Consider the following 24,995-nt stretch of genomic DNA (forward strand, 5'->3'; position numbering starts at 1 on the left):
TAACGAAAATCGTGTTACCCACCGCTCATTCTCATGTGCACAACCGCATCGAGATTCGATGGACCAATCGTACTGGTTTCCACGGCACTTCATCTGGCTTTCCTCCTCCGTCGTCACCATGCGATTTCGCGCCCTTCCAACCAGCACAATCTGTCACACCTCTTGCATCCTGATAAATGGGGTCAATCCTGCCCGGCGAGCCGCCATCAGCGGGGCAGGGGAGTGGATGAGGATGGAGCGTGTGATGACCGTCCATAAGCTCAGTGCTGGGGACGGCTACGCCTACTACACCTCCGAGGTCGCCAGCGGCGACGAGCTGCGCGCAGGAGGCCGCGGACTGGGGGACTACTACACCGTTGACGGCATGCCTCCGGGGCAGTGGGTTGGGCACGCCGAGCAACTACTCGGCGTCTTCGGTGAAGTCAGCGAAGCGCAGATGAAAGCCCTCTTCGGCGAGGGACTGCACCCCGAGGCCGCGAATATCCTCGCCGCCGGCGGGACGACCGAGCAGATCAAACTGGGGCAGAAGTACCACCAGTACGGGGCAGCCAACACGGAGATGACCCGCCGGATCGACGAGGAAGTGGCCCGGTTCCGGCGCACCAGCGGGCCCGCATGGAGCGGCCCGGAGAACGCCGACAAGACGCTGCCGAAAGAAGTCATGCACGAGATCCGGTCACGGGTCGGCGGCGAGCTGTTCCGTGAGTCCCACGGCCGGAACGCCCGCAGCAACGAAGAACTGGCCCGGTACGTCACCGCGCAGACCACCCCGTCGAAGCAGACCGTCGCCGGGTATGACCTGGTGTTCTCGCCCGCCAAATCGGTATCCCTGCTGTGGGCGCTCGGCGGCGACGAGGCCCGCACTGCAGTCGAAGCCGCCCACAATGAGGCCATTGCCGAGACGATCACCTTCCTCGAAAAGAACGCCACCTACACGCGCCGTGGGAAGAACGGTGTCCGCCAGATCGACGTCAAGGAAGGTCTCGTAGCCACCCAGTTCCGGCACTACGACTCCCGCGCCGGGGACCCCCAGCTGCACGACCACGTCGTCATCGCGAACAAGGTGATGGGCAGCGACGGGAAATGGTCGTCCGTCGACGGGCGCACCCTCTACAAGATGGGCGTCGCCGCATCCGAGACGTACAACGCAAAGGTCATCGAGAAGGTCTGCGCATCCCTCGGCGTCAGCACCGTCGCCCGGGCAACCGGTGGCCGCGAGCCTGTCTACGAGGTCGCCGGCATCGACCTCGACAGCATCCACCGGGCCTCCTCGAGGCGCACCAACATCGCCGGAGCGATCCACCGGCTCGAAGGCGAGTTCACCGATAAGCACGGGTATGCGCCCAGCGATAAGCAGAAGATCGCCCTGGCACAGCAGGCCACATTGGAGACCCGACCGGAGAAGAAGAGTGCCCGCCGGCTCTCTGCGCTGGTCGACGAATGGCAAAAGGACTACAGCACTGGGTTGGACGGCGGGATGGGGATGCCGGTGGGTCCGGCCCTCCTCGAGCGCGTCCGCAGCGCCGGCCCCGGCGTACTCACCGGCCCCAGTGTCGCCGACCTCAACGTGCACGAGCACGCCCGCGAAATCGTCCACGAGCTGTCAGCCAAGCGCGCTTCATGGGGACGGAACCACGTCATCGCCCAGACCCGCCGCCACCTCAAAGAAGCCTTCCCCGGGCAAACCATCACCGACGAAACCGTGGAGAAGGTCACCCGCTCCGTAACCGGCACACAGAGCCTCCGGGTTACATCGGAGGCCATCACACCGCGCCTGCACGAGTTCCAGCGGGCCGACGGATCGAGCCAGTTCCAGCAGGCCGACAGCGCCCTGTTCACCTCTCACGAGGTGCTGAACGCTGAGCACAGGACCCTCGCCGCCGGACAGAAAACCGTCATCCCGGCCGTGTCCATGGAACGCTTCGACGCAGTCCTGGCGAAGCACACCGACGCCGCGGCCGAGAGCGGCAAGCCATCCCTGTCCCAGGGCCAGATCGACCTCGCGCGCGCGTTCGCTACCAACGAGAAGCTGCTCACCCTCGGCATCGGACCGGCAGGAACAGGCAAGACCACCAGCCTTTCCCTTGCCGCCGACGCCGTCCGCGACACCGGCGGACGGGTCATCGGACTCGCCCCCACCGCCGCCGCGGCCGCCGTCATGAGCGGAGACCTCGGCGCGGAAGCCACGACCATCGACGCGTTCCTGGCCACCCACCGCAACCAGCAGAACAACCAGAAGGCAGATAGCGCGGGCGTCCGTTCGAGCTTCATCAACCCGGCCTTCATGCCTGTGTTGGGCCTGCGTGCCGGGGACGTAATCATTGTCGACGAAGCCGGTATGGTCACCACTCCGAAGCTCGCCGACGTCGTCGCCGTCGCCGCCCGCAACGGCGCTGTGGTCAGGGCCATCGGAGATGACCGCCAGCTCGGCGCCATCGGCTCCGGCGGCGCGCTGCGCCTGCTCAACAACGAGGTCGGAGCGGTCCGCCTCGAGGAAGTTCACCGCTTCCGCACGGAAGGCGAGTCAGAGGCATCCCTGGCACTTCGGGAGCCGCCCGCCGCCGGCGCGGACACCCCGTTCCACTGGTACCTTGAGAACAAGCGCGTCACCGCGGGCACCCTTGAGGCCATGACGCAGGACGCCTTCGCCGCGTGGAGGGCAGACACCCAGGCGGGCAAGACCTCGCTGCTGATCGCCACCGACAACGCCACCGTCACCGACCTTAACGCCCGCGCACAGGCCGCCCGCATCGCCACCGGCGACCTGGCCGACGGCACCGGCCCGATCACCGAGGCAACACCGTCTGTCGTCCTGCGCGACGGCCTGCGCGCCTACGCCGGCGATACCGTCGTCACCCGCAAGAACGACCGCACCCTGCAGGTCAACCAGGGCAAGGACTTCGTGAAGAACAACGATGTCTGGACCGTCGAAAAAGTCACCACCGACCCAGCTATTGACCCCACCACCGACACATCTGCCGACACATCTGCCGACACATCTGCCGACACATCTGCCGACGCAGCTGCAGGGGTGGACCGGCAGCGCATCACCCTCCGGCACGCGGGCCACCGCGGACGGATCACCGTCGAGGCCAGCTACCTCCACGAGCACGGACAGCTCGGCTACGCGGCGACCGTGCACCGCGCCCAGGGCGCCACCGTGGACACCGCGCACGCGATTCTGGACGAGCGGACCGACCGCGCCGGCGCCTACGTCGCCGCCACCCGAGGACGCGAGACGAACCGCCTCTACGTCGCCCTCGGCGACGACAACGACCAGGCCGCGACCCGCGACAGCGTCCTGTCCACGATCACCGCGAACTACGACCGCACCCTCTCAGCGCACGAAGCAGTACGGGTCGAAGCCGTCCGTGCCGGCGACGTCGCGACCCTCGCCGGCGTCTACAACGAGGTCGAGAACGCCGCATGGGAAGCCAAGACCAGGACCATCGCGGCCGAGGTGATCGGGCCGCGGAGCGCCGTCCAGTTCACCTCCCACGAGGCATGGGGAGCAGTAGCAACCCACCTGCGCGCAGCAGAAGCCCAAGGACTCGACCCCGCAGCACTCCTCGCCCAAGCCGCCGGCGTCACGCGGGACAGCAACAGGGACAGCACGGGGCGCGGGCAGCACGCCGACACCGGGCACCTGCGCGGGTTCGACGGGGCACAGGACCCGGCAGCCGTCCTCGCCTACCGGCTCGAGCAGCGCATCGACGCCGCCCACAGCCTCCTCTCCAACGCCGACCAGCGTCCCCTCGGCGCCGTGTCCGACGAACATCTGGCCCGCCTCGCACAGCAAGCCGCGAGGTACGCAGCAGGAACCGAGCTGCCACGCCGGTCGCCCGGAGAGACGCCGATGGACGCCGGGCTGGACAGGGAATGGGCGGCGCGCCCGTTTGCGCTCCTGCGGACCGACAAGCTCACGGACGCACGCACCTCCGCCCTGCTGCGGATCCGCTCCGTCGACCCCACTAAACCGGGCGACACAGAGACACAGAGAACTGTGTCCAAAGACCAGTGGACGGTGCAGGCGATGACCGTTGAGCTGGAACGCCGTGCCGATCTGTCCCCCAGCCAGGCCGCGATCGAGCGCACCGCCCGCGGGGAAGATCCCCGCACCGCACACCAGGTCACCATCGACGAGGCGATCAGACACGAGCAGCAACTCCGCGTCGTCGCACGACCCACCAACACCGGTGCTGAAGCCGGGGGAGAGGCCCCCGGCGTCGTTGCATCCGCTGTACCTGCCGCACCGCTCACCACAGCGGTTGTCAGCAACGACTTGGCGCCCACCGTCCTCCTTCGGGATCCGCTGGTGCCGGCCTCCTACCGGACCGAGCTCGACCGGCTCCGGGCGCACCTCGGACAGAAGGTCATGGTCCGCGGTGCGCAACTCGCGGAAGAAAAGCCCGCGTGGACGAACGCCCTCGGGCCCGTGCCCGGAAAAGACGCAAAGGCAGTCGAGTGGCACAGCATCGCGGCCGAGACCGAGGCATACCGGAACCGGTACAACATCGGCACCCACGAGACCTCGCTGATCCCCAAGCAGTACCGGGACGATCCCACCGCGCAACGCCTCATTGAGCGTGCTACGGCCCTGCACAAACACAGCGAGCTCACCATCGTCGCACCGAGGTCGGCCACGCAGATCCAACAAGCAGCGGATGAGGCGGCGATCGCCGATCGCATGACGACCGAGCGGGCCGCTGCCCGGCGCGTCATCGACCGTATGCGTGCAGAACGCGCCGCCGCCAGCGATCCGCTACCGGCGCCGCAGCAGCGAGAGGCACGGATCGTGGACGCCGTCCAGTCGGACGATCAGCCGAAGCAGTCGGAGAGCATGGCAGCGGCCATCGCCCGCGCCGTAACAAGGCACCGTGCACCCACCGACGGGACTGAACATGCTGTATCGGAACCGGCGACCGATTTGAAGGAACAGAGCTCAAAGGAGCCCACCGTTGGCGAGACCAAGAATGCCGCTCGTGCACCCGAGAGGACTTCCGGGTGGAGTACGCGGCAAGTCGAAGTTATCCGTCGACGGCGGGAAGCAGCAGCCAGTTCCGCACCGAGAAGGGAAGCATCCGAGGAAGCTTCAGCGGCAGCACGACGTGCCCAGGAATCTCAAGGACGAGACGAAGGCCGAACCCGACAGTAGGTGTTCTGGCACGGCAAGAGTGGGCGCGTCTGCCTGCCGATAGCCTCGCTTTTGTCGCCCTGATGCTTTCTGGATACGGTCAGCGACTAGCGCAGTAGTCGGCCTATTGCCTGGGTTGCTTCCTGGATCTTCGCGTCGACGGCTTCGACGCTTGTTGGGTCAGATGTGCTGTCTGTGCTTGCGGTTTCCCGGGCCGCATCGGCGACGCAATGCGTGAGGTGGCTTTCCAGAAGCCCCAGACTGAGCGCGTGCATGGCGCTATTCACGGCGGCGACCTGCGTGAGGATGTCGATGCAGTATTTGTCCTCGTCGATCATGCGGGCTATTCCGCGGACCTGACCTTCGATGCGCTTGAGTCGGCGCAAGTACGCGCCTTTGTCGGCGGCATAGCCGTGAGGGTGAGTTTCAGCGTCGTGCTGAGGAAGCGGGTCGGAAGTTGCTTGTGTCGGGGGAGTAGTCGTCTCATCCGTGACGTTCGATGCGGGATAGGTGGGCATTGTCGTCCCCTTCATCATCATCGACGCGCTGCTGCCCAGCACAGGTAGCCGTTGATGCGGTCCTCGGCCGCGCGAGGTACACGGCCATCACTAGTATCCGTCAACGACGAGAGGAGGTGAACGAACAACAGGACCGGAAGTTCCGCCTAAGCCCGTTAGCAAGCCCTGAAGCAGCGTGTCGCGACAACACGCCGGACGACGTTACATAAATGTGACTATCGATACCACCCTGGGGTATTCTCCTCAGGTGATCCCGGCACCCGTCGAGACCACTCTCCCGCGCAGAATGCCGAGTCCTGCCACTGCTCCGGGATCCGTTCGCACAATCCATATGGCAGGGACGGGGGAACCACGTTTCCACCGGGTCACCGCACGCTCTTTGTGTGATGGCCCTCGGGGTTAAGTCGATCCAACGACCGACGTGCCGGGACCTGCAGCAGCGTTTCGCTACTGCAGAAACAGCACTAGGGATGAAGGACGGCCGGGTGACTCCCATCCGAACCCGACAGCTCACCCCGCAGGCATGGGAGAGGCAACCACCATGTCACGTACGTCCATTCCCGCGCGCCACCGCGCCGTCGTCACCCACTCCATCGCCCTCGAGGGCCTGTCGTATTCCGCGAAGACCAGCGCTGTCGCGCTCGGCAAGCCGGCCATCATTGCAGCCGCGACCGGCGGCCTCGTCTTCGCTATCGGAGCCCCCGCCGCCCAGGCCGGCACCTACACGCAGGACACCCGCCCCGTCACCGCACAGGCTCCCGCTGCTGCCGGCGTTTACACGGTCACCTCCGGCGACACGATGGGCACCATCGCCGCCAAGCACGGCGTGAACCTCGATGCGCTACTCGCGACCAACGGCCTGTCCTACGCCTCAGTCATCTACCCGGGTCAGCAGCTCCGGCTTTCCGGCGGCGCCGCTACCAATGTTGCTGTCAGCGCAGCCGCGGTTCCCGCTGCAGCCCCAGTCAGCCAGGTCTTCTACAGCGCACCTGCCGCAGCCCCGACTGCAGTACCCGCTCCTGCAGCAGCTCAGCCCACATACTCCCTGACCTCGGCCGCTATCACCCCGATCGCCCCGGCAGCTCCCGCAGCGCCGACCGTTCCCGCTAGCGGCGTCGGCGCGGCCCTCGTCGCCTCGGCGTACTCTCAGATCGGGTCCATCCAGGACTGCACCATCCTCGTCGAGCGGGCCCTGCGCTCGATCGGCAAGAACGTCGGAGACCTCGGCCCTATGCAGTTCCTGCAGTACGGAACTGTCGTCGCCACCCCGGCACCGGGTGACCTCGTGGTCCGTCCGGGTCACGTCGCTATCTATGTCGGTGGCGGCAAGGTCATCAGCAGCGGCATGAATGGTGCGAACCTCACCATGGAGCACTCCCTCTCTGACCTCGCCGGATCCACTTTCGTACGCGTTAACGGCTAACTTCACCCATCGGTGAAGTGGCTGCCCTCAAGCTGAGATGGCGGTGAGCGCCCTGGACGGGGGTGCTTACCGCTATTTCCTTGCCCGCCCGTCACCGGTCCCCTGGATGTCGGTCCGGGCCGGAAGTAAGGCACTGGCCGCGGGCGCCATTCGCTCAGTGCCTGGTTCCGCTTAACGGGGTGTAGTGAGTTCCGACGGCCGCACACTGCACCCTAGACATTGGCGAGACCGTGAAGTTTGGATGGTTGTACAGCAATGAATGATCCGTGGGTCAGTGGGCCAGTGTGGATACCTGAGGCCCCACCATCGTGGGCGACCTACCTGGCACCAACGCTGCAACCGATTCCGCTCATCCCCGTAATCGCTCTGGTTCTGGGCGTGCTCTACCTTGCCGGGGCGATCCGCCTGTGGTCGATGGGCCGATCCTGGCCGATCTGGCGAACAGCGATCTTTTTATTGGGCTGCATCATCATCATGATCACCATGGGCGCAGGAGTTGAGGGCTACGGCCTTCGGATGTTCTCCGTGTTCATGTTCCAGCAGCTCACCCTCATGATGGCCGTTCCCCCTCTTCTGGTCCTGGGTCGACCGGGCACCTTGTTGCTGCGTGCGACCCCTCACCGCGGACTCGGGCGCCCGGTCCTCCGGCTCGCCCACGCTGGCCTGCGATCAAGGGCCGCCCGGATCGCCCTTCATCCGGCCTTCATGATTCCGGTGTTCCTCGTGAGCTTTTACGGGGTCTACCTCAGCGGCATCGCCGACGCGATGCTTCCCTCCTGGTATGGGCACATCACCCTGGAACTGCTGTTCCTGATTTCCGGGGTGCTCTTCACCGTCCCCGTGCTATCGACGGACCCGCTGCCGGTAAAGCAGTCTCACTTCGGCCGGTTCCTCGACATCTTCGCCGAAATGCCACTGCACGCCTTCTTTGGCGTGGTCCTGATGATGGCGACCACCCCTGTCGTCGATTTCTTCGGCACATTGCCCGTGGGGTGGGATGTTGACCCAATGACGGACCAGGGCATTGCCGGCGGCTTGGCCTGGTCGTACGGAGAGCTACCGTCTGTGCTGATGCTCCTGATCATCATGGTGCGCTGGCAGCGCGACGACACGGTGACATCGCGGGCCGCCGACCGGAAACACAATCTCGAGGGAACCCCGGAGCTCGACGCATACAATGCCTATCTTGAGCAGCTCCAGCAACGCTCCGAACGCCAGGATCGGCAACGATAAAGGACAGGACGACCTGCTAGCGTGGCGTCCCAGCTCCTGAGGTCCTCACCCGGGCACCTTCAGGGGAGGTACCGGAATTACTAGCCGGCGGCGAGTCGGACAGCCTCGCGGAAGTCATCGAGTGAGGTCAAAGCATTGTGGTTCTGATCATCAAGGAGAATCAGCGCGGGGGCTCGGGTTACGCCGACCCGTGCCGCTTCGATCCGGTCGGCTTCGATGCGTGCTCGCACCTCGGAGCTCTGCATGTCGGCTTCAAACCGTCTGCTGTCGAGGCCTAGCTCACGGGCAACAGAGACAAAGGCGTCCATGGTGACACGGGTGTGCAGACGGGGGAATTCCTGAGCTTCCGGACCTAGTGTGATTTTTTCCAGAAAGGGCAGGAAGCAGTTCTGGCGGTCGGCTGCCTCGAGCGCCTTCGCGCCCAGACGCGCCTGGTCACTCGTGGGAAGGTGGCGCGCAACGAAGGTGACGCGGCGGGAGTAGTCCACCTGGAGGTTGGAGAGAAATTCCTGGGTGGAGATGGTGCCGGGGGCGTAAAGGTCGATGAACTGCACAAGGATCGCCCGCTCGTGCGAGGCGCGCGAAACCATTCGGTCACTGGTAACGATGGCGGTCCGCAAAACAGTCTGCTGCGTGCCACGGTCGGTTGACTTCGTAGCCGACGTCGCCCCAGCGATGGGGGAGTTCTTTGAGGTCGTAGGTGCCACGTCGAGGTCTCGGTCATCGTTGTCGCGATCGCTTGACAGGTATCCCTTGTAACCAATGAAGAAGGCGATGGAACCCAGCACCGTGATGATGGCCAGGGGGATCATTGCTGCAATCCAGGGGTTCATGAAAAAGGTGCCGGTCCTGTCACGTCCGACGACATCGAACGGGTTTACCGGTTCGCGTGCGCCCAACGAGTCGTCGATCGGAACGTTCCGCCCCGAGATGGTGCCACCGCGGCACATCAAATACATCCTACCGTGAACTATTCCGCGTTCCTTCGTGTCCCACCCGGGGCAGCCCAGCGGGGAGCCACAACGTCCGGCCAAACCGGCGGTTAGGTGTACTGAGACGGGACCTTGGTGACATTGCTCTGGAAGGGTGCAGCGATTCACCCAACAGGATGGCCTGGGGTCGGCTTCGTCAGACGAGTTTGGCGTAGACGACGTAATTGTCGTCGAAGAGCCCGGTAGCGGGGTCGTAACCGTCACAGGTGATCAGGCGGAGTTCAGGGCCTTCTGTGTTCCCGTAGACGGTCAGGGTGGGAAAGTCGTCTTTAGGGTATTGCTCGCCACGTTCGACGGCGAAGCTCACTGTCGTGCCGTCCTTCCGGCTGACTTCGATGACGTCGCCGGCCTTCAGTGCGCGGAGATCCGCGAAGACGCCTGGGCCACCGTCGGTGGCGTTGACGTGTCCGAGCAGGACCGTGGGCCCTTGCTCGCCCGGGGTGGGGGACTGGTCGTACCAGCTGGCGGGGGCGCCGGGCCCATCCGGTGGGACCTCGAGGGAGCCGTTGTCCCGCAGTCCGAGTGCCAGAAGCTCTGATCCGGCCTTAATGGCGGGGATGCTGAAGGAGACGGGGACCGATTCCGGAAGAACCTCCGGCGCTGGGGTGGCAGCGGGTGTTGGGCTCGCGGGTGCGCTGGGTGCCGGTGTCGGGCTCGAGGTGGGGGCGCCTGCTGTGGGGGTTGCGGCTTTGCTGGGTGGGGTGCTGGTTTCTGCCTGCGGAGTGGCGGGGGCGCCGCATCCGGTGAGGAAAACAGCAGCGACCGCCGTCGAAACCAGAAGGTTTCGACGGCGGCCGCTGGATGAACTAATCATGGTCTGAAAGATATCCGATCAGTTCAGTGGTGCTGTGCTCAGACTAGTTCGAGTTCTGGCGACGAACGACGTAGGTTCCGCCTGCTGCTGCTGCCAGGACGAGACCGCCGGCGAGGGCGTACATGCCCATGCCGTTGTTGGTGTCCTGTGCGACACCGGTATCGGCTCCACCGTAGGGCATTTCGCCCATCTGGGTAGCGGCGAGGTTTCCACACAGGGCCGGCGAGGTGGCGCCGAGGGGGAGCTTGGGGTCAAGGTCGCTGGGGGAGTTGAAGACTTCCTCGGACACGCCAGCGGTTGCCGGATCGAGACCGTGGACGACGACGACTGCCGTGCCGGCGTCAAGTGCGTCCTGGGTGCCCTGGTTGATCTCGAAGGAACGCGAGATGTTGTAGCTGCCACCCTGTCCGCCGAGTGCGAGGTTCAGGCCCTCTTCGGGTCCGGTCGCGCCGCTGGTGGTCAGCGTGGTCTGGATTCCACCGTACTTGCCGGCACCTTCGGTGACGCTGACGATGCCGTCAGCGTTGGCGTCATCGGCATCGGTCGGGCAGGTGCCCAGGGCGAGGCCGTGGATGTGCTGAACGTGCGGGTACGGGCCGTCCATGAAGGTCTCGGCGAGGCCGTTGACCTGAAGGTTAACGGTGGCGGTCGTGCCCTCGACGTCAACGGTGACCGTGCCGGTGCCGGTGGTGCCGTTGAGCTGGCCGAGCGTGGACGAGTAGGAGCCGGCTGCGTGATCAGCCATAGCGGGGGCTCCGGCCATGGCGACAACGCCAAGAGCCAGGGTGGGGACTGCGAGAAGTCGCATCTTCTTGTTCATGTGGAACATCCTTCACTGTGCGGTGAGGCCGCACCCGTGGCGGGCGCGTCTGTGATGTGATTCGGGACACCCGTCTCTACGGATTGGTACACATGTGAAACTTTTTTCCGCCGATTTCCTGCACTACCGGCCGCCTGGTCAGCGCTGGTCAGCGGCTGTCGGTTGAGTGAGTGCTTTGCGCAGGACGATGATGCCATCGCGGATCCGGCTTTTGGCTGTTGGCAGTGGCACAGCCTGTCGCTCGGCGACCAGTTCGTAGGTCAGCCCGTCGTAGAAGGCGAGACAGATCGCTTCACGTTGCGGGGGTTTCAGGTTTCCAAGAAGCGCCCTAACACTGTCGTGCTCGACGGAGTCCAGTGCAGTGTCTGATGTCTGGTCGTACTCGCGGGTGAAGTTCCGGATGAAGTAGTCGGTTTCATGTCGGGTGGCGCGTTCCTCACTGGCACTTCTGTCCAGGGCGCGGCGGTGGGTGATGGTCATAATCCAGGTATCGGGATGACCGCGGTCAGTGTCGTAGGTGTCCGCCTTGCGCCAGATCTCGAGGAAGACCTCCTGCGTCACCTCAAGTGCGATGTGCGGGTTCACGAGGATGCGGGCGCTCACTGCGAACATCGCGGGGCCCATCAGGGCCAGCAGCGCCTCGAACGCAGGTTCGTCGTGAGCGGCAACGCGCTCCATCAGAGGGCGCAACCGGGCACGTAGAGGCGGCTGCCTTGCGTCGGCATCCTCGGTCAGCTCGCCCACAATCTCCCTCTCCTCGGACGTACATCAGCCTACGAGTAGCCAGACGGATCCGTGATTACCCTGTTCCGCGCCCACGCGATGAGCGCGAAGACCCGGCACGACGGGATCCGCGCCGGTGGTGCCCGTCAGGGAAACCCCAGCCCTTCCGCGAACCTGCGATTCCTTGCGGGCGAAGGTGCCAAATTGTTGTCGTGGGTTGCTGTGGACTGGGTTCAACCGCTCCTTCCAGCCTGCATACAGGTATGGGTCGTAGCGTCGGGGCATCCTCATGTGCGAGTGATGGGATCAATTGCCTGGCATTTGGTCCCCGGTGGCGCAGGGAGTGGGACAAATTGCTCAACGTGTTCCACTCCCAGCTCCTTCCCTCCAGCAGGGCCGAGTGTCAACGCCCCATATTTCAGGTCCTGATCTGATGATTGAACCAAGCCCCCGAGGCGTATGGTTCGAATCACACTGGTCAGTGTCCTGGGCTTCGCCTGGGACCTCCTCACCATCAGGGGTTGTTCTCGTATGAGCACACCGCAGCATCGATTGATCCGTCTCGCGATGGGTACCCTCCTCATCGCCGGCGTCGCAGGATGCGGGGCGACGGAGGAGAACCCCCTCAACGTCAACGCGGCAAGCGAAAATCAGCAGGGAAGCGCGGGACAGGAGGACAGCGATGCTCCGCTCCCGTCCAACAGTGACGCGGCGACCCAGGATGATGCAGCGACTTTCATCTCCGACAGTCTCGATGATGATCCCCTGAACATCCGCGCCGATGGCGCCACCCTGTGTGGGGTGCAACCTCAGGACAGCCTCCTGCAGTACACGATCATGCTGCACAACCCGACCCTTGAGACGTTCACCTTCGACAGCATCGATCTGGTCGATGCGCAGGGATTGCAAAAAGTCGATGTCAAGGTGGCGCCCGCGAACCGGGAGGGTCACGGCAATCACGGCGCCTCGCCTGCACAGGCATCCGCGCACGGGACCGCCGGGCATGAGGCCACCCCCACCCCGTCACCCTCGGCGTCAGAACCCAGCACCTTCTCGGTCACGCCTGTCCCGGCCATCGGGTACCGCTTCGAGCCGGATCAGCACATCAACATCGTGGTGTCCGTAGCGCTCGACGATGCTGCCACCCGTGGCACCGCCAATGACGTTCTCGTCGGCTTCTCATCAGCAGGACGTCAGTTCTCGGTGCCGCATGACCTGAACATCACCATCGACAGAACCACCTGCTCCTGACCCAAGGATTGCCCCGCTCAGCGGACACTCTTCGTTGGATCACAGTGGTGCGCCCTGAAGTACCGACGAGACTCCACAATCGAACCGAAACAGGAACCAGGAATACCGGCGCAAGAGTCGCTTTTTCCGTTCGGCCAACCTCTTTTTAGGTGCGTCTAAAAGTGCTAGCGTCGGGTCATGTTCCGGCAGCGCTCCGCATCGATCCTTCCCGAGCAGTCTCTCGAGGCTGGTCCTTCGTCGAAGGTGCCCCGTAGTGGAGGCAGGACAATTTGGTTGCTGGGGCCCGCCCTTGTAGCCGGTGTCGCCTACCTCGATCCCGGGAACGTCGCGAGCAACATGACAGCGGGGGCGATCTACGGGTTCCTGCTGGTCTGGGTTGTCGTCCTCGGGAACGTCATGGCATGGCTGGTGCAGTACCTTTCCGCGAAGCTCGGCATCGTCACCGGCAAGAGTCTCCCGGAAATACTGGGTGAGCGAATCAGGTCACGCTGGGCGCGACGCGGGTTCTGGTTGCAGGCCGAGCTGGTTGCCATGGCGACTGACGTCGCCGAGATTCTCGGCGGGGCGATTGCCCTGAACATCTTGTTCGATCTTCCTCTGCTGGTCGGCGGGCTGATCACCGGGGCAGTGTCCCTGGCTGTTCTACAGCTCCAGGGCAACGGCCGGCATCAGATCTTTGAACGGCTCATCATCTCGATGATGGTCATCGTCGCAATTGGCTTCTCGGCAGGAGTGTTCATCAGCCCACCGGAACCGTCCGACGTCGCGGCAGGTCTCCTGCCGGCCTTTGACGGCAGTCAGTCCGTTCTCCTTGCCGCGGCGATCCTCGGGGCGACGATCATGCCGCACGCGATCTATGCGCATTCGGCGTTGGCCCGCGACCGCTTTCCCAAGCGCCCTCAATCATCGATCCCGCGGTTGCTCAGCGCTACCCGCTGGGATGTCAGCATCGCGTTGACCGTTGCGGGCGCGGTCAACCTCGCCATTTTGCTTCTGGCCGCCACATCCCTGCAGGGCCGCGACGACACCGACACGCTGGAGGGCGCCCACGGTGCGATCGCCGAAGTCCTCGGCCCTGTTGTTGCGACCCTTTTCGCGATTGGGCTGCTTGCCTCGGGTCTTGCATCAAGCTCCGTCGGCGCATACGCGGGCGCCGACATCATGCACGGCCTGCTGCGGGTCAGGATTCCCCTGACCGCGCGGCGAATCATCACCCTCATTCCAGCACTGATGATCCTTGCCCTCGGGGTCGATCCGACGCAGGCGCTGATCCTCAGTCAGGTAGTGCTCTCGTTCGGCATTTCCTTCGCTCTCGTCCCCCTGGTCTACCTCGGCACGCGCACCGAAGTGATGGGAGATCACCAGAACAGGTGGTGGACGACCGTGGTCGGCATCGTGGTCGCAGCCCTGCTGGTGACACTGAATCTGACACTGCTCTACCTGGTCTTCTCCGGGAGCGGGTGACCCCCGTCAAGGACGTGCACAACATCATGAAGCCCGGGTCGTCCAGCCGCCCGAGGCCCTCCGGCGACAAGCCAACTGCGGCGCGCCGCGGGTGAGGCACCCCTGTAGCCTGTTGCGTGCGGAGACGGGTCCTCCCTGCAGCCCACCGATAGCCCACCGATAGCCCACCGATAGCTCACGACACGGAACCTGTTTGAAGATGACGACACAGCGGCAAGGAACACTGCCCAACGCGGCGGTCGAGGACTACCTCAAGACCATTTATCAGCACACGGAGTGGCAGGACGAGCCCATCACTCCTTCGGTGCTGGCATCGAAGCTGGCGGTCGCTCCACCGTCGGTAACCGGGATGGTGAAGAAACTTGCCGCTCTCGGCCTCGTTGACCATGTTCCGTACGGGCCTCTGAACCTCACCGCGGAAGGGACAGCCCGCGCGATCGCTGTCGTGCGGCGGCATCGGCTCATCGAAACCTGGCTCGTCCGGGACCTCGGTTACGCGTGGGATGAGGTTCATGATGAAGCCGAGCTCCTTGAGCATTCTGTGTCTGACCGACTTCTCGACGCCATCGATGAGCGCCTGGGGTATCCCACCCATGATCCGCACGGGGACCCCATCCCCGACGCGTCCGGTAACGCACCGGTGTCCGCGTTTGTGCTCCTCGACGATCTCGGATGCGCCCGGCAGGGGGTCGTGCTGCGTATTGACGATAGAAAACCGGAGCTGTTGCGGCTTCTGGCCCTGAACGACATCCGCCCCGGCAGCACCATCACCGTGCATGAACGCAGCGATCATGACCTCTTCGTTTCTGCTGCACCAATCGGCACCCATCCTGCGCTGCGCCTGAGCCTCCCGGACGCGCAACGGATCTGGGTCCGGCGGCCCTTGGACGCGGCCGCCGGCTGAACGAGACCGCTGCCCGTCCCGGGCTTAGCAGTGGTCGTGGCGGCCTGTGGCCGGCTCGAGTTGCAGGGTGGAGTGTCGGATGTCGAAATGCTCGCTGATGCACGCGTTGAGCTCGGCGAGGATCTGCTCGGCGCGGCCGCTGGTGAAGGCATCAGTGTCGATCTGCACGTGCGCAGTCAGTGCTGGCAGGCCTGAGGTGATTGTCCAGGCGTGCAGGTCGTCCACGAGGACGACGCCGGGTACTTCTTCCATGTGCTGGCGCACCTCGGCAAGATCGGTTTCCTCTGGTGTCGCTTCCAGGAGCACCAGGACGACGGCCTTGAGAAGACTATAGGCGCGGGGGAGGATCAGGATTCCGATAGCGATGCTTGCCAGGCCGTCGGCGCGTGCGAACCCGGTGAGCTGGATGACGAGGGCTGCGACGATCACAGCAATCGATCCGAGCATGTCGCCCAGGACCTCGAGGTACGCGCCGCGGACGTTGAGGCTTTCCTTCTGCCCGCCCATGAGCAGCCGCAGGGCAAAGAAGTTCGCGATCAGCCCCAGAGTTGCCGCGATCAGCATGATGGGGGCTTCGACCTCAACCGGCGCAAGGAAGCGCTTCGTTCCTTCGACCAGCATCAGAACGCCGATGACGCCGACGACGAGGCCGTTGACGAGGGCGGCGAGGACCTCCACCCGCTTCCACCCAAAGGTGCGGCGTTCCGTTGCCGGACGCGCCGACAGCCAGGTGGCGAAGATGGCGATAGCGAGGCCAAAGGAGTCACTGAGCATGTGACCGGCGTCAGCCAGCAGGGCCAAGGATCCGGACACCACGGCGCCGACCACCTCGATCAGCATGACCGAAAGCGTGATGGCCAGGGCAGCGACGAGCCGGCCCCGATGGGCGCCTCCCGCTGTCAGGCCATGGGAGTGTCCATGCCCGCCCCCGGCACTCTTGCCGCCGCTCCCGCCAGCACCCCGGTCATCATCATGACCGGCATGTCCGGACCGGCTGCCGGGTCCGGCGCTCATGCCGACACCGCTGGACCCGGGAGAGCGGCTGCTTCTGTGGTCCGGCGCCCCGCAGACACAACGTCCGGGGCGGGCGTCAACGGGTTGTCGCCGTGGTGGCCCTGGTGGGAGGCGTCTTGAGTTCCCGGGGTGACGAGGCGTTCACCGGCGTGCAGGAGATCATCGAGGCCGGGATGGGCCAGTCGGTACAGGGTTGCTCGCCCGTCGGGAGTCGCTGCGACCAGCCCCGCTTCTTTAAGCAGTGCCAGATGCGCCGAGACTGTCGATTGCGCAAGGCCGAGGTGAGCCGAAAGCTCACCGACCCGATGCGGGCCGTCGGCAAGACAGTGGATCAGCGTCAGCCGGGAAGGCTCGGACAATGCCCGGAAGATGCGGGCTACATCCTCGTGTTGGTGCATCTCATAATTGATCGCCATATAACGTTTATATCGTTAACTAGCGATTAGATCAAGGCGGGATGTCGGATCACCTTTCCGGTGGCGTCCTCGATGGGTCGGTGATCTGTTGCAGTAACCGGTTCTTCAGCTGCTGTCGCAGGCGCCGGCGTGCCAGGAGCGCGGTGAGGGCGGCCGCCCAAGCGATGCACAGGCAGGCCAGTGCTGCGTAGAAGAGGGCGGAGGCAGGAGGAGTCGCGGAGTCCGTGTCGCTGAGGAGCAGCGGTCCGAAGTACCACAGGAGGAGGACCGCGCTGGCGCACGCGGCCGCGGACGCTAGGAACATCAGTGGTTGCCGGCGGGATCGCGTTCCGTTAGTCGCCAGCCCGATGGGCAGCAGAAGCAGGCCGGTGAAGGTGAGCGCCGGGCCGAGAGCAAGGAATTGAGAGGACAGCGCGCCGGTGAGCATGAGCAGCAGTGCGATGCCCACAATTCTGCGGTGGGCCAAGGGCAGTGTGATGGCACCCGGGCCGGCGGTGAGCAGTGCCTGGGCAAGATGCGTGGTGATCTGCTGCTGACTTGGGATCGGACGTGCGGGGATGGACATCCTGTGCTCGGACGGGCTCGTTGCGGCAGCTGGGGTGGCGATGGTCGGGGCGGCGGAAGTCGACGCTTCTGAGGGATCAGTCGGAACGATCGTGTTCTCGATGAGGAGGGCGGGCAGGTTCCGGGGCACAGGCCTGGACGGGGCTTTCCGACCGCCGATTTTCACGAGGGTGATATTCGCGTAGGGCGCGAGGTCTGCCAGGGACCGTTCGGTCCGTTGTTGGAGCTCCACCATTGCGGGGTCGGTGTGGGCGAAGAGAATTTCGATGTTCACGGGGTGAGTGACCTTCAGGCAGTGATGCGGGTGGGGGAATGCTGCGCGCTGATCGTCCGGGGATGCCCTCTGACGCCTGCTCCCCATTTCCGTACCACGGGCGACACGGGAGCAGGCGTCTGCGATCGGTTGAGTGGGCTTACTACCGTTTGTTGAGGAGGCGCCGCGTGAGCAGCGCCAGGATGACCGCGATGACGACGCCGCCAATGGCTAGGTAGATGACGAAGTCCGGCAGCCCGGTGGAGGTACCGGCAGGGTCGGCGGCCTGCGGCGACGCGGAAGGAGCGTCCTCCGTCTCTGCGCCTGGAGTGTTTGGCCCACCTGTTGGTGATTCGACACTGCCAGCGGATCCGGTCTGAGCGGTATTGCTTGTGAAGGAGTAGGTCCCTTCGATGGGGTGGTCGTCGGAGGACACCACCCGCCATTGCACGGTGTAGGTGCCGGCTGGCGCACCTGCTCTCAGGGGTTGAATCGCCGTATTGTTCACCACCCGGGCGGAGCCTTCTGACCAGTTGATACCAGTGCTGTCGGTGACGATGATGTCCGCTCCGATACCAGAGGGCGGATTGGTGAAGGTGAGGACGACTTCAGCGGGCGCCACGTCAACAGTCGAGTCGGCTGTGGGGGAGCTGGTGGCGAGCCCATCATGCGCTGTCGCCGCACTGACCGGCCCCAGCAGCAGCAGGGTAGAGGCCAGAACGAGAGCTGCCATCCGTGCGAAGAAGCCCAGTCGAGGGGCGGTGGTGCGTGGTCGTGGTGTCATGACTGTTCCTTCCAGGCAGGATCGGTGTGGGTGCCGTTCCTGCGGCACCCACCCCGTTCTTGCGCGTCGTTAGTTCTGGCGCTGACCGCGGGTACGGGCAAGGGCCAGGGCGCCGACCAGGAGTCCCAGGACACCGGTGCTCAGTCCGATCCAACCGAGGGTGGTGCCCGAGGTGTCGGTCGTCGCGGCTGCCTGTTCAGGCTCGACCTCGCTGGTGCCTGCCGCCGCTTCGTCGGTGGCTTCGGCGCTGGCCGCACCGTGGGAGTCCGTCCCCTCGGACGCAGTCGTGATGAAGGACGGTGCCGGGTTCTCTGGTTCCTCCTCGCCTTCGATGGCCGGTTCGTCCCAGACGCGTTCGGTCCCATCTGCGTAGGACTGGGTGACGGGGAGCTCGACCGTGGTGCCGGCCTCCGGCAGTGTTCCGACGGAGAGCGAGAACGTCTGGTACTGCTGGGCGGTGAGCTGGTGCTCCTCGTCGTTGGCTGTCCAGATCACGGTCAACGGCGCCTCGGTCAGTGTTGCCCCGTTGACCTCAACCGACTCGGGCAGGTCGCCCCGAATCACTTCGGAGGTCCATCCCTCGACGGGCTTCACCCGCACGGAGGTGAACGGTGTTTCGGTGGGAAGTGCGACCTCGATTTTGTTCGTGGTGGTGTCGGTCGACTCGCTGGGGACGCTGAACGTCAACTGGGAATAGCCGCCTTCCGTCGTCGACGCCGGGTCGACGCTTACGTGGGCGGATGCGGCGGAGGCGCCGGCGAGCAGCAGGCCCGACGTCGCAGCAAGTGCGGTGATACTGCGCAGAGTCCGGCGGGCAGGGCGGCTCGCAGGCCCTGCCCGGTGAACGGTGCCTGTGCGGGTAGGAGCGGCATCGTTGGCGGACGGGCCGGTGGGCAGGACGGTGGTGCGTGAAGCGTGCATGATGGTGTGCCTTTCGTGGGCCTCTGCGACAGGTGGGGTCGCGGGCGCTGAGCCGTGATGGGTTGAAGGGGTTGCGCAGGCAACCGACCGATCACGTGCATGCACGAACGATCAGCCGAGTGCCACTCTCCGGGGCGTGAGATGTGGGGGGCCTCGTCGCACATCGCGCGGCACATTCCGTCGGGCGGGGGGAGCGACAGGCCGTTCGGCGTATTCGGCCAACTGTGGACGCCCGATCACTGGCGCCGTTATGGGCGGCCCGATGAGGGGGCGCAGCCAGGCCAGGACAGACCAGAAAGCGTTCTCACCGCGGGAGAGGACCCACACCATTACGACCACAGCTAGCAGGTGTCCGATCACCATGACCGGAGCCGCACCACTGTCGACCAGGTGCGGGACTAGATGCCCGGACGTCGACTCGACGAGTGAGCACTGCATCATGGCGGCTGCATGATCCGCTCCGGCGCCATGCACGCCCTGTGGTGCGCAGGATGCCGGGCCCGAGAGCATCTCGAATGCATGATGCAACAGGACCTGACCGCCCACGAGCAGACCACTCAGAACGGGGAGGGAAAGCCGGCGTCCGGCCAGAAAGGCAACTGGCATCAGGGCGAACAGTGCCAGCCCAACGAGCAGGGGCCACGCGGGCAAAGAACCTCGACCTGTTACATGCGCGCCGAGCGCGAGGGACATCATGCAGGACGTCACGATCACGGACCGGACAAAGCGTGCTGGAGCGGTGACCTGCATGCCGCCGTCCCTCCTCGTCCCATCGCTCATTCTTGCGCTCTTGACACTACCGCCACACCATTGCTGGCCGGTGCTGTCTCTTCGTTCCGAACCGCTTTGCGGACCGCCCCTCGACGGCATATTCCAACCAGAAGCTGACGGTACCGGTGTGACCGGAATCGGCGTCCCGATGCCCCATCGACGCGTCGACAGGTCAGGCATGTCCCTGACCCCGTGTCCCACCCACCATCGATACACATGACGATGTATTATCTAGGAATGGAAACGTTGCTGCAGCCAGCTGTGCTCGCGAAGTTCGGGTACGCCTTGTCGGATCCGACCCGTGCGCAGGTGCTGCTGACCCTTCGGAAGGGGCCCGCCTACCCCAGCGACCTGGCCGAGCTGGCCGGCGTGAGTAGGCAGAGCCTGTCGAATCATCTGACCTGTCTGCGGGGCTGCGGCCTGGTCGTTGCTGTCCCTGAGGGCCGTCGAGTCCGATATGAGCTGGCCGACAGGAAGCTTGGCATCGCGTTGACCGCCCTCTTGGACGTTGTCGCCGTCGCTGACACCGAATGCTGCTGCACCTCTACGGCGAACCATGTTGCAGGGAAGGCTTGCTGCTGATGAGCTCCCACACTTCACCCGCACCGGTGCAATCGGTGCGACCGGCACCCCCGGCCCCGACTACGGGGCGGCGCGCGGTCCTGTCCCGTCGCATTCGGCTTCTCGTTGCCGCGACGATCACGTACAACATCATCGAAGCGGTCGTCGCGATCAGCGCGGGCAGGATCGCGTCCTCGAGCGCACTGATCGGTTTTGGCTTGGACTCGATCGTCGAGGTCCTGTCCGCGGCGGCTGTGGCCTGGCAGTTCGCCGGCCGCGACCCGGAAGCACGCGAGAAGACCGCACTGCGCCTGATTGCGTTCTCGTTCTTCGGGCTCGCCGCGTTCGTGACCTTCGACGCCGTCCGGACCCTGCTCGGCGCATCCGAGCCCCAGCACTCCATGGTCGGGATCATCCTCGCCGCAGTGAGCCTTGCCGTGATGCCGTTCCTGTCCTGGGCGCAGCGCCGGGCTGGCCGGGAACTCGGGTCTCGGTCTGCTGTCGCAGATTCCAAGCAGACCCTGCTGTGCACCTACCTGTCCGGGGTCCTGCTGGTGGGTCTGCTGCTTAACAGCACCTTGGGCTGGTCCTGGGCCGACCCGATCGCCGCCCTGGTCATCGCTGCCGTCGCCGTCAAGGAAGGCCTTGAGGCGTGGAAGGGCGACTCCTGCTGCGCGCCGACCTTCGGAAACCTCGACGCCGCCGGGAACGTTGACACCGGTGGGAGTACGCCCGACGGCGGCACGGACTCGTGCTGCAGCACTGACACCCCGACAGGATCAACCGCTTCAGTAACGAGTACTTCCGGGGGAGCTGCGCCGTTGACGTTGACGGCACGGCCCGCAGGACCCGGCGCTGGGGCAATTACCCCAGCAGGCCCGGGAGCCGAGGCGGCGTCAACGCCGGCGAAGGCGTCCTGTGCCTGCTGCACGCATGATTAGAGCACCCGAGTAAGCCCCGATTCACCCGGATCCACCACCGGTTTCCCTGCATTTCGCCGGGAGCCCAGTACGACGACGCAGTTCCATAACGAGGAGACATCACCGTGCCGACCCCCGCTCCAACTACGACTCCTGACGCGAAGAAGGGCCTGAGCCTGCAGAACCGGATCGTGATCGGCCTGCTTGCTGCTGTCGCTCTCGTCATCGGTCTGGTGATCCTCTTCAACGCCCTCAGTGAGGACAAGAGTCAGGCCACTGGCACGACTACTACCGCAACCGAGGTTGTGCGTGAGGACAGCCACCGCCTATCCCAGGCGCCGGACGAGAAGGCCGTCCTGGTCGAGTTCCTCGACTTCGAGTGCGAAGCTTGCCTCGCCGCGTACCCGGTGGTGGAAGATCTTTCCGAGGAGTACGGGGAGAACTTGACGGTCGTCTCCCGCTACTTCCCGCTACCCGGCCACCCGAACTCCGAGACCGCTGCCGCGGCCGTCGAGGCCGCCGCACAGCAGGACAAGTTCAAGGAGATGCACGCCTTGATGTATGAAAAGCAGACCGAATGGAGCCACACCAACGAGGACCGGTCGCCGGTCTTCCGCGGCTACGCCGAGGACCTCGGCCTGGACCTCGCCGCCTATGACGCGGCGATCGCCGATCCCGCGACCATGGAGCGCGTGAACATCGACAAGAACGACGGCATGGCCCTGAACGTCGAGGGGACACCGACGTTTTTCCTCGACGGCCAGAAGATCCAGCCGGCCACGCTCGAGGAATTCCGCAGCCTCATCGAAACCGCCATCGCGGACTGATCACGGCGCCCGGCGAAGGACCCCCCACCATGTCGCACCCAACGACGAACGAAGTCGCCTCGGCCCAAGAGCCCGCACAGGATGACGTAGCCTCGGCACCCGGATTCGCACGCCGGGTGCCCTTCGGCATCATGCTTGTGGTCACGGGGGTCGTCGGGTGGATCGCGGCCGGCATCCTGATCCTCGAGAAGCTCGAGCTGTACCGGAACCCGGATCACGTCACCAGCTGTGATATCAATCCGTGGGTGTCCTGCGGGCAGGTGATGGAGACCTGGCAGTCTGAGCTCTTCGGGTTCCCCAACCCGTTCATCGGGCTCGTGGGCTTCACGGTCATCATCACCACCGGTATGGCCCTGCTTGCCGGGGCCCGGTTCGGCCGCTGGTACTGGATGGGCCTGCAGGCAGGCGTCACCCTCGGTGCGGTGTTCGCGACCTGGCTGTGGAGCCAGGCCCTGTTCGACATCTACATCCTCTGCCTCTACTGCATGATCGTGTGGGCCGCGATGATTCCCCTGGTCATCCTAACCACCGTCCGCAACCTGGTCCACGGCATCATCCCCGCACCTGCCCGCCTTACTCGCATCCTCGCAGCGTGGGTCGGACCGGTCATCGTGCTGACCTACATTGCGGTCGCCGCCTCCGTGTTCTTCCGCTTTCTCCACGTTTTCATCTAAGGCTCCTGCAACCGCCACAACACCCCTTAGGACGCTTTCAACCTCGTGTAGTCGATGGAATTGAGGCCGCTCATGTCAGTGCAGACAGCGTCGCTCCTTGCTTTGGGCTTGTACACCGTCGGTGTCATCACCACGTTCGGGGTGAGGTCCTGGATGCACCGGCGCAAGACCGGATCCACCGGCTTCCGCGGTATCAGCGGGACACCTGGGTCGGTCGAGTGGTGGGGTGGCGTCCTGTTCGTCGCAGCCATGCTGCTCGGTGCGGCCGGTCCGGCACTGGCCCTTGCCGACGTCGTCGTGCCCCCTCACCTGTCCGGTCTCGCTTGGGCCGGAATGATCCTCGTCATGGGCGGGTTCCTGGGCACGCTCGCCGCCCAGAGCGGGATGGGCACCTCGTGGCGCATCGGCGTCGACGTCACCGAACGCACGGATCTCGTTACCACCGGCCTGTTCGCCCTAGTCCGCAACCCCGTGTTCTCCGCCATGCTCACAGCGATGACCGGAATCATGCTCATGGTTCCTACGCCGGTCAGCGCTACGGCCCTGGCCTGTCTGTTCCTTGCCGTGGAAATTCAGGTCCGGTTGGTCGAGGAGCCCTACCTGAAACGCACCCACCAGCGTGCCTACGCCGACTACACCGCAAGGGTCGGCCGGTTCTTTCCAGGCATCGGCCGAGCCCAGAAAAATGACACCGCGCGGCACTAAGTCCTGCTCGTCTTCACCAGTTACTGCGCTGCTGCCCGAGATTCGTGCGGGGACGAGAAGCGGGTCGCTCCACCGGTACGGCGGCTGAGGGGCTACCTTTTGCCCCCCTGATTCGAGCCCTAGATAACTTGAACCGGCCCCGGGTGATGGGCAGCTGAAGTGCCGGCCGGGGTTAGACGACGCTGATAGTGGGGCTTGGGATGAGCCTGGGGAGTGCCTTGACGTAGGTGATCATGCCGATGAGTTCAATGAGTGTCTGCGTCACGACAACCAACGCGACTAGGGCCAGGGGTTCCGGCAGCGCCAGAGCTAAGGGGAGGATGACAAGGGAATTCCTAGTCGCACCGCTGAAGACCACGGCAGTTGTGCTGCCGGCGTCCAGTCGCATGGCGCGGGAGGCGAGTATCCCTACGGGGACCATGATGATGAGGAACGCGACATAGATCGGGATGACGGTGAGCAGTGAACTTAGTTCCTGACCGACACCGACTATCTGGGAGCCGATGACGATCGCGAGGGTCAGCATCATGAGGGGGACCATGAGGTTCTGCATCAGCGCGGTGAGATGACGCGCCGCCTGAGCGCGCCTGGCCCACTGCTGGGTGAGTGCTGCTGCGACGAGGGGAATGATGATCAGCACGATCAAGGCTTCAACGAATGGTCTTGGTTCGATGGCTGACACAAGGTCCGGGCCGATGAAGATCAGCAGGTAGAGCGGTAGCAGCAGCATCTGGGTGAGCATCAGCAGGGGAGCGGCGGCAAGAAGCCGGTCGTTGGATCCGCCGGCCAGTCCCGAGAAGACGATGACGTAATCGATGCACGGGGTGAGCAGAACCATCATGACCCCGATGAGCAGGGCCTGATCGTGAGCGACGAAGCGCGAGAGCCCGAAGACGATGACGGGCACCACGAGGAAGTTCAGGCCCATGACGGTAGTCATGAACCGCCCATCGCGCAGTGCCTGCCCGATCTTCGCGAACGGGATACTGAGGAACGTCGCGAACAAAAGCAGTCCCAGGACCGGGTTGATCGAAGTTTCCAGTGGTTCCGCGGCCGCGGGGATCAGCCAGCCGAAAAGACCGCCGATGACAATAGCCGCCAGGTACAAAGGGATCTGGTGTCGCTCCAGCCCGGCCACGACGCGTCCTATAGTCACGGTTCAAGCCTAAAGCTCGTGCAGGTGTCACTCACTCGCGACCAGCAGGGTCACTGGAGCGCGGTGACCTGTTGCTGCAATCACCGATAACCGTGATTATGTCAACTTAGGTTGACGCCTCAGGGTCTCCTAAACTATCCACGCTTTGGTAAG

22 protein-coding genes and 1 riboswitch are annotated in these 24,995 nt (G+C 64.6%); of the genes, 11 read left to right on the forward strand and 11 right to left on the reverse strand.

Going from position 1 to position 24,995, the window contains the following annotated elements; all coding sequences use genetic code 11:
• Positions 1–244 precede the first annotated feature (244 nt).
• Positions 245–5,155 (forward strand): MobF family relaxase, encoded by a 4,911-nt coding sequence (mobF, locus tag ACX80F_RS14750; RefSeq protein WP_459337154.1) that lies wholly within the window; start codon positions 245–247, stop codon positions 5,153–5,155.
• Between the two features lie 86 nt (positions 5,156–5,241).
• Here the strand turns inward: mobF and ACX80F_RS14755 are convergent, their stop codons facing one another.
• Positions 5,242–5,652, reverse strand: a complete 411-nt coding sequence (locus ACX80F_RS14755; protein ID WP_459337155.1) for a metal-sensitive transcriptional regulator — start codon at positions 5,650–5,652, stop codon at positions 5,242–5,244.
• A gap of 309 nt (positions 5,653–5,961) precedes the next feature.
• Positions 5,962–6,191: riboswitch (cyclic di-AMP (ydaO/yuaA leader) on the forward strand.
• 2 nt (positions 6,192–6,193) lie between these two features.
• On the opposite strand from ACX80F_RS14755, the gene ACX80F_RS14760 reads away from it, so the two are divergent.
• Positions 6,194–7,075 carry a LysM peptidoglycan-binding domain-containing protein gene (locus tag ACX80F_RS14760; protein ID WP_459337156.1) on the forward strand — a complete coding sequence of 294 codons (882 nt, stop codon included), beginning with the start codon at positions 6,194–6,196 and terminating at the stop codon, positions 7,073–7,075.
• A 255-nt stretch (positions 7,076–7,330) separates the two neighbouring features.
• Entirely contained in the window at positions 7,331–8,308 is a 978-nt protein-coding gene (locus ACX80F_RS14765; protein WP_459337157.1) for a cytochrome c oxidase assembly protein, read from the forward strand.
• 80 nt (positions 8,309–8,388) lie between these two features.
• Here the strand turns inward: ACX80F_RS14765 and ACX80F_RS14770 are convergent, their stop codons facing one another.
• The 4 genes from ACX80F_RS14770 to ACX80F_RS14785 all read right to left on the reverse strand — a co-directional run bounded on the left by ACX80F_RS14770 (position 8,389) and on the right by ACX80F_RS14785 (position 11,678).
• Positions 8,389–9,258: a DsbA family protein gene (locus tag ACX80F_RS14770; protein WP_459337158.1), complete on the reverse strand. Its 870-nt coding sequence runs from the start codon at positions 9,256–9,258 to the stop codon at positions 8,389–8,391.
• A 178-nt stretch (positions 9,259–9,436) separates the two neighbouring features.
• A complete protein-coding gene (locus ACX80F_RS14775) occupies positions 9,437–10,114 on the reverse strand; it encodes a class F sortase (protein WP_459337159.1) in 678 nt (225 codons plus the stop codon).
• Between the two features lie 43 nt (positions 10,115–10,157).
• Complete coding sequence (locus ACX80F_RS14780; RefSeq protein WP_459337160.1) at positions 10,158–10,934, reverse strand: CHRD domain-containing protein; 777 nt, start codon at positions 10,932–10,934, stop codon at positions 10,158–10,160.
• 138 nt (positions 10,935–11,072) lie between these two features.
• Complete coding sequence (locus tag ACX80F_RS14785) at positions 11,073–11,678, reverse strand: sigma-70 family RNA polymerase sigma factor (RefSeq protein WP_459337161.1); 606 nt, start codon at positions 11,676–11,678, stop codon at positions 11,073–11,075.
• A 510-nt stretch (positions 11,679–12,188) separates the two neighbouring features.
• Between ACX80F_RS14785 and ACX80F_RS14790 the strand changes: the two genes are divergently transcribed.
• The 3 genes from ACX80F_RS14790 (at position 12,189) to ACX80F_RS14800 (ending at position 15,276) form a co-directional block, all read left to right on the forward strand.
• On the forward strand, positions 12,189–12,908 hold the full coding sequence (locus tag ACX80F_RS14790) for a hypothetical protein (RefSeq protein ID WP_459337162.1): 720 nt from the start codon (positions 12,189–12,191) through the stop codon (positions 12,906–12,908).
• Between the two features lie 177 nt (positions 12,909–13,085).
• Positions 13,086–14,372: an Nramp family divalent metal transporter gene (locus ACX80F_RS14795; protein WP_459337163.1), complete on the forward strand. Its 1,287-nt coding sequence runs from the start codon at positions 13,086–13,088 to the stop codon at positions 14,370–14,372.
• Positions 14,373–14,571: 199 nt separating this feature from the next.
• Entirely contained in the window at positions 14,572–15,276 is a 705-nt protein-coding gene (locus ACX80F_RS14800; RefSeq protein WP_459337204.1) for a metal-dependent transcriptional regulator, read from the forward strand.
• Between the two features lie 24 nt (positions 15,277–15,300).
• Here the strand turns inward: ACX80F_RS14800 and ACX80F_RS14805 are convergent, their stop codons facing one another.
• From ACX80F_RS14805 to ACX80F_RS14825, 5 genes are all read right to left on the reverse strand, one after another.
• Entirely contained in the window at positions 15,301–16,179 is an 879-nt protein-coding gene (locus tag ACX80F_RS14805; protein ID WP_459337205.1) for a cation diffusion facilitator family transporter, read from the reverse strand.
• A 107-nt stretch (positions 16,180–16,286) separates the two neighbouring features.
• On the reverse strand, positions 16,287–16,706 hold the full coding sequence (locus tag ACX80F_RS14810; protein WP_459337164.1) for an ArsR/SmtB family transcription factor: 420 nt from the start codon (positions 16,704–16,706) through the stop codon (positions 16,287–16,289).
• A 49-nt stretch (positions 16,707–16,755) separates the two neighbouring features.
• Positions 16,756–17,544 carry a hypothetical protein gene (locus ACX80F_RS14815; protein ID WP_459337165.1) on the reverse strand — a complete coding sequence of 263 codons (789 nt, stop codon included), beginning with the start codon at positions 17,542–17,544 and terminating at the stop codon, positions 16,756–16,758.
• A 142-nt stretch (positions 17,545–17,686) separates the two neighbouring features.
• Positions 17,687–18,256, reverse strand: coding sequence for a copper resistance CopC family protein (locus tag ACX80F_RS14820; RefSeq protein ID WP_459337166.1), 570 nt, complete (start codon positions 18,254–18,256; stop codon positions 17,687–17,689).
• 120 nt (positions 18,257–18,376) lie between these two features.
• Positions 18,377–19,228: a YcnI family copper-binding membrane protein gene (locus ACX80F_RS14825; protein WP_459337167.1), complete on the reverse strand. Its 852-nt coding sequence runs from the start codon at positions 19,226–19,228 to the stop codon at positions 18,377–18,379.
• Between the two features lie 1,008 nt (positions 19,229–20,236).
• Between ACX80F_RS14825 and ACX80F_RS14830 the strand changes: the two genes are divergently transcribed.
• From ACX80F_RS14830 to ACX80F_RS14850, 5 genes are all read left to right on the forward strand, one after another.
• On the forward strand, positions 20,237–20,581 hold the full coding sequence (locus ACX80F_RS14830) for an ArsR/SmtB family transcription factor (protein WP_459337168.1): 345 nt from the start codon (positions 20,237–20,239) through the stop codon (positions 20,579–20,581).
• Positions 20,581–21,501: a cation transporter gene (locus ACX80F_RS14835; RefSeq protein WP_459337169.1), complete on the forward strand. Its 921-nt coding sequence runs from the start codon at positions 20,581–20,583 to the stop codon at positions 21,499–21,501. Before ACX80F_RS14830 ends, ACX80F_RS14835 begins: the two co-directional genes overlap by 1 nt.
• Positions 21,502–21,605: 104 nt before the next feature.
• A complete protein-coding gene (locus tag ACX80F_RS14840; protein ID WP_459337170.1) occupies positions 21,606–22,307 on the forward strand; it encodes a DsbA family protein in 702 nt (233 codons plus the stop codon).
• Between the two features lie 29 nt (positions 22,308–22,336).
• A complete protein-coding gene (locus tag ACX80F_RS14845; protein ID WP_459337171.1) occupies positions 22,337–22,981 on the forward strand; it encodes a vitamin K epoxide reductase family protein in 645 nt (214 codons plus the stop codon).
• Between the two features lie 72 nt (positions 22,982–23,053).
• Positions 23,054–23,686, forward strand: coding sequence for a methyltransferase family protein (locus tag ACX80F_RS14850; RefSeq protein WP_459337172.1), 633 nt, complete (start codon positions 23,054–23,056; stop codon positions 23,684–23,686).
• A 172-nt stretch (positions 23,687–23,858) separates the two neighbouring features.
• Here the strand turns inward: ACX80F_RS14850 and ACX80F_RS14855 are convergent, their stop codons facing one another.
• Positions 23,859–24,836, reverse strand: a complete 978-nt coding sequence (locus ACX80F_RS14855) for an arsenic resistance protein (RefSeq protein ID WP_459337206.1) — start codon at positions 24,834–24,836, stop codon at positions 23,859–23,861.
• Positions 24,837–24,995: the final 159 nt, after the last annotated feature.

The organism is Arthrobacter sp. TMS2-4 (assembly GCF_054511075.1).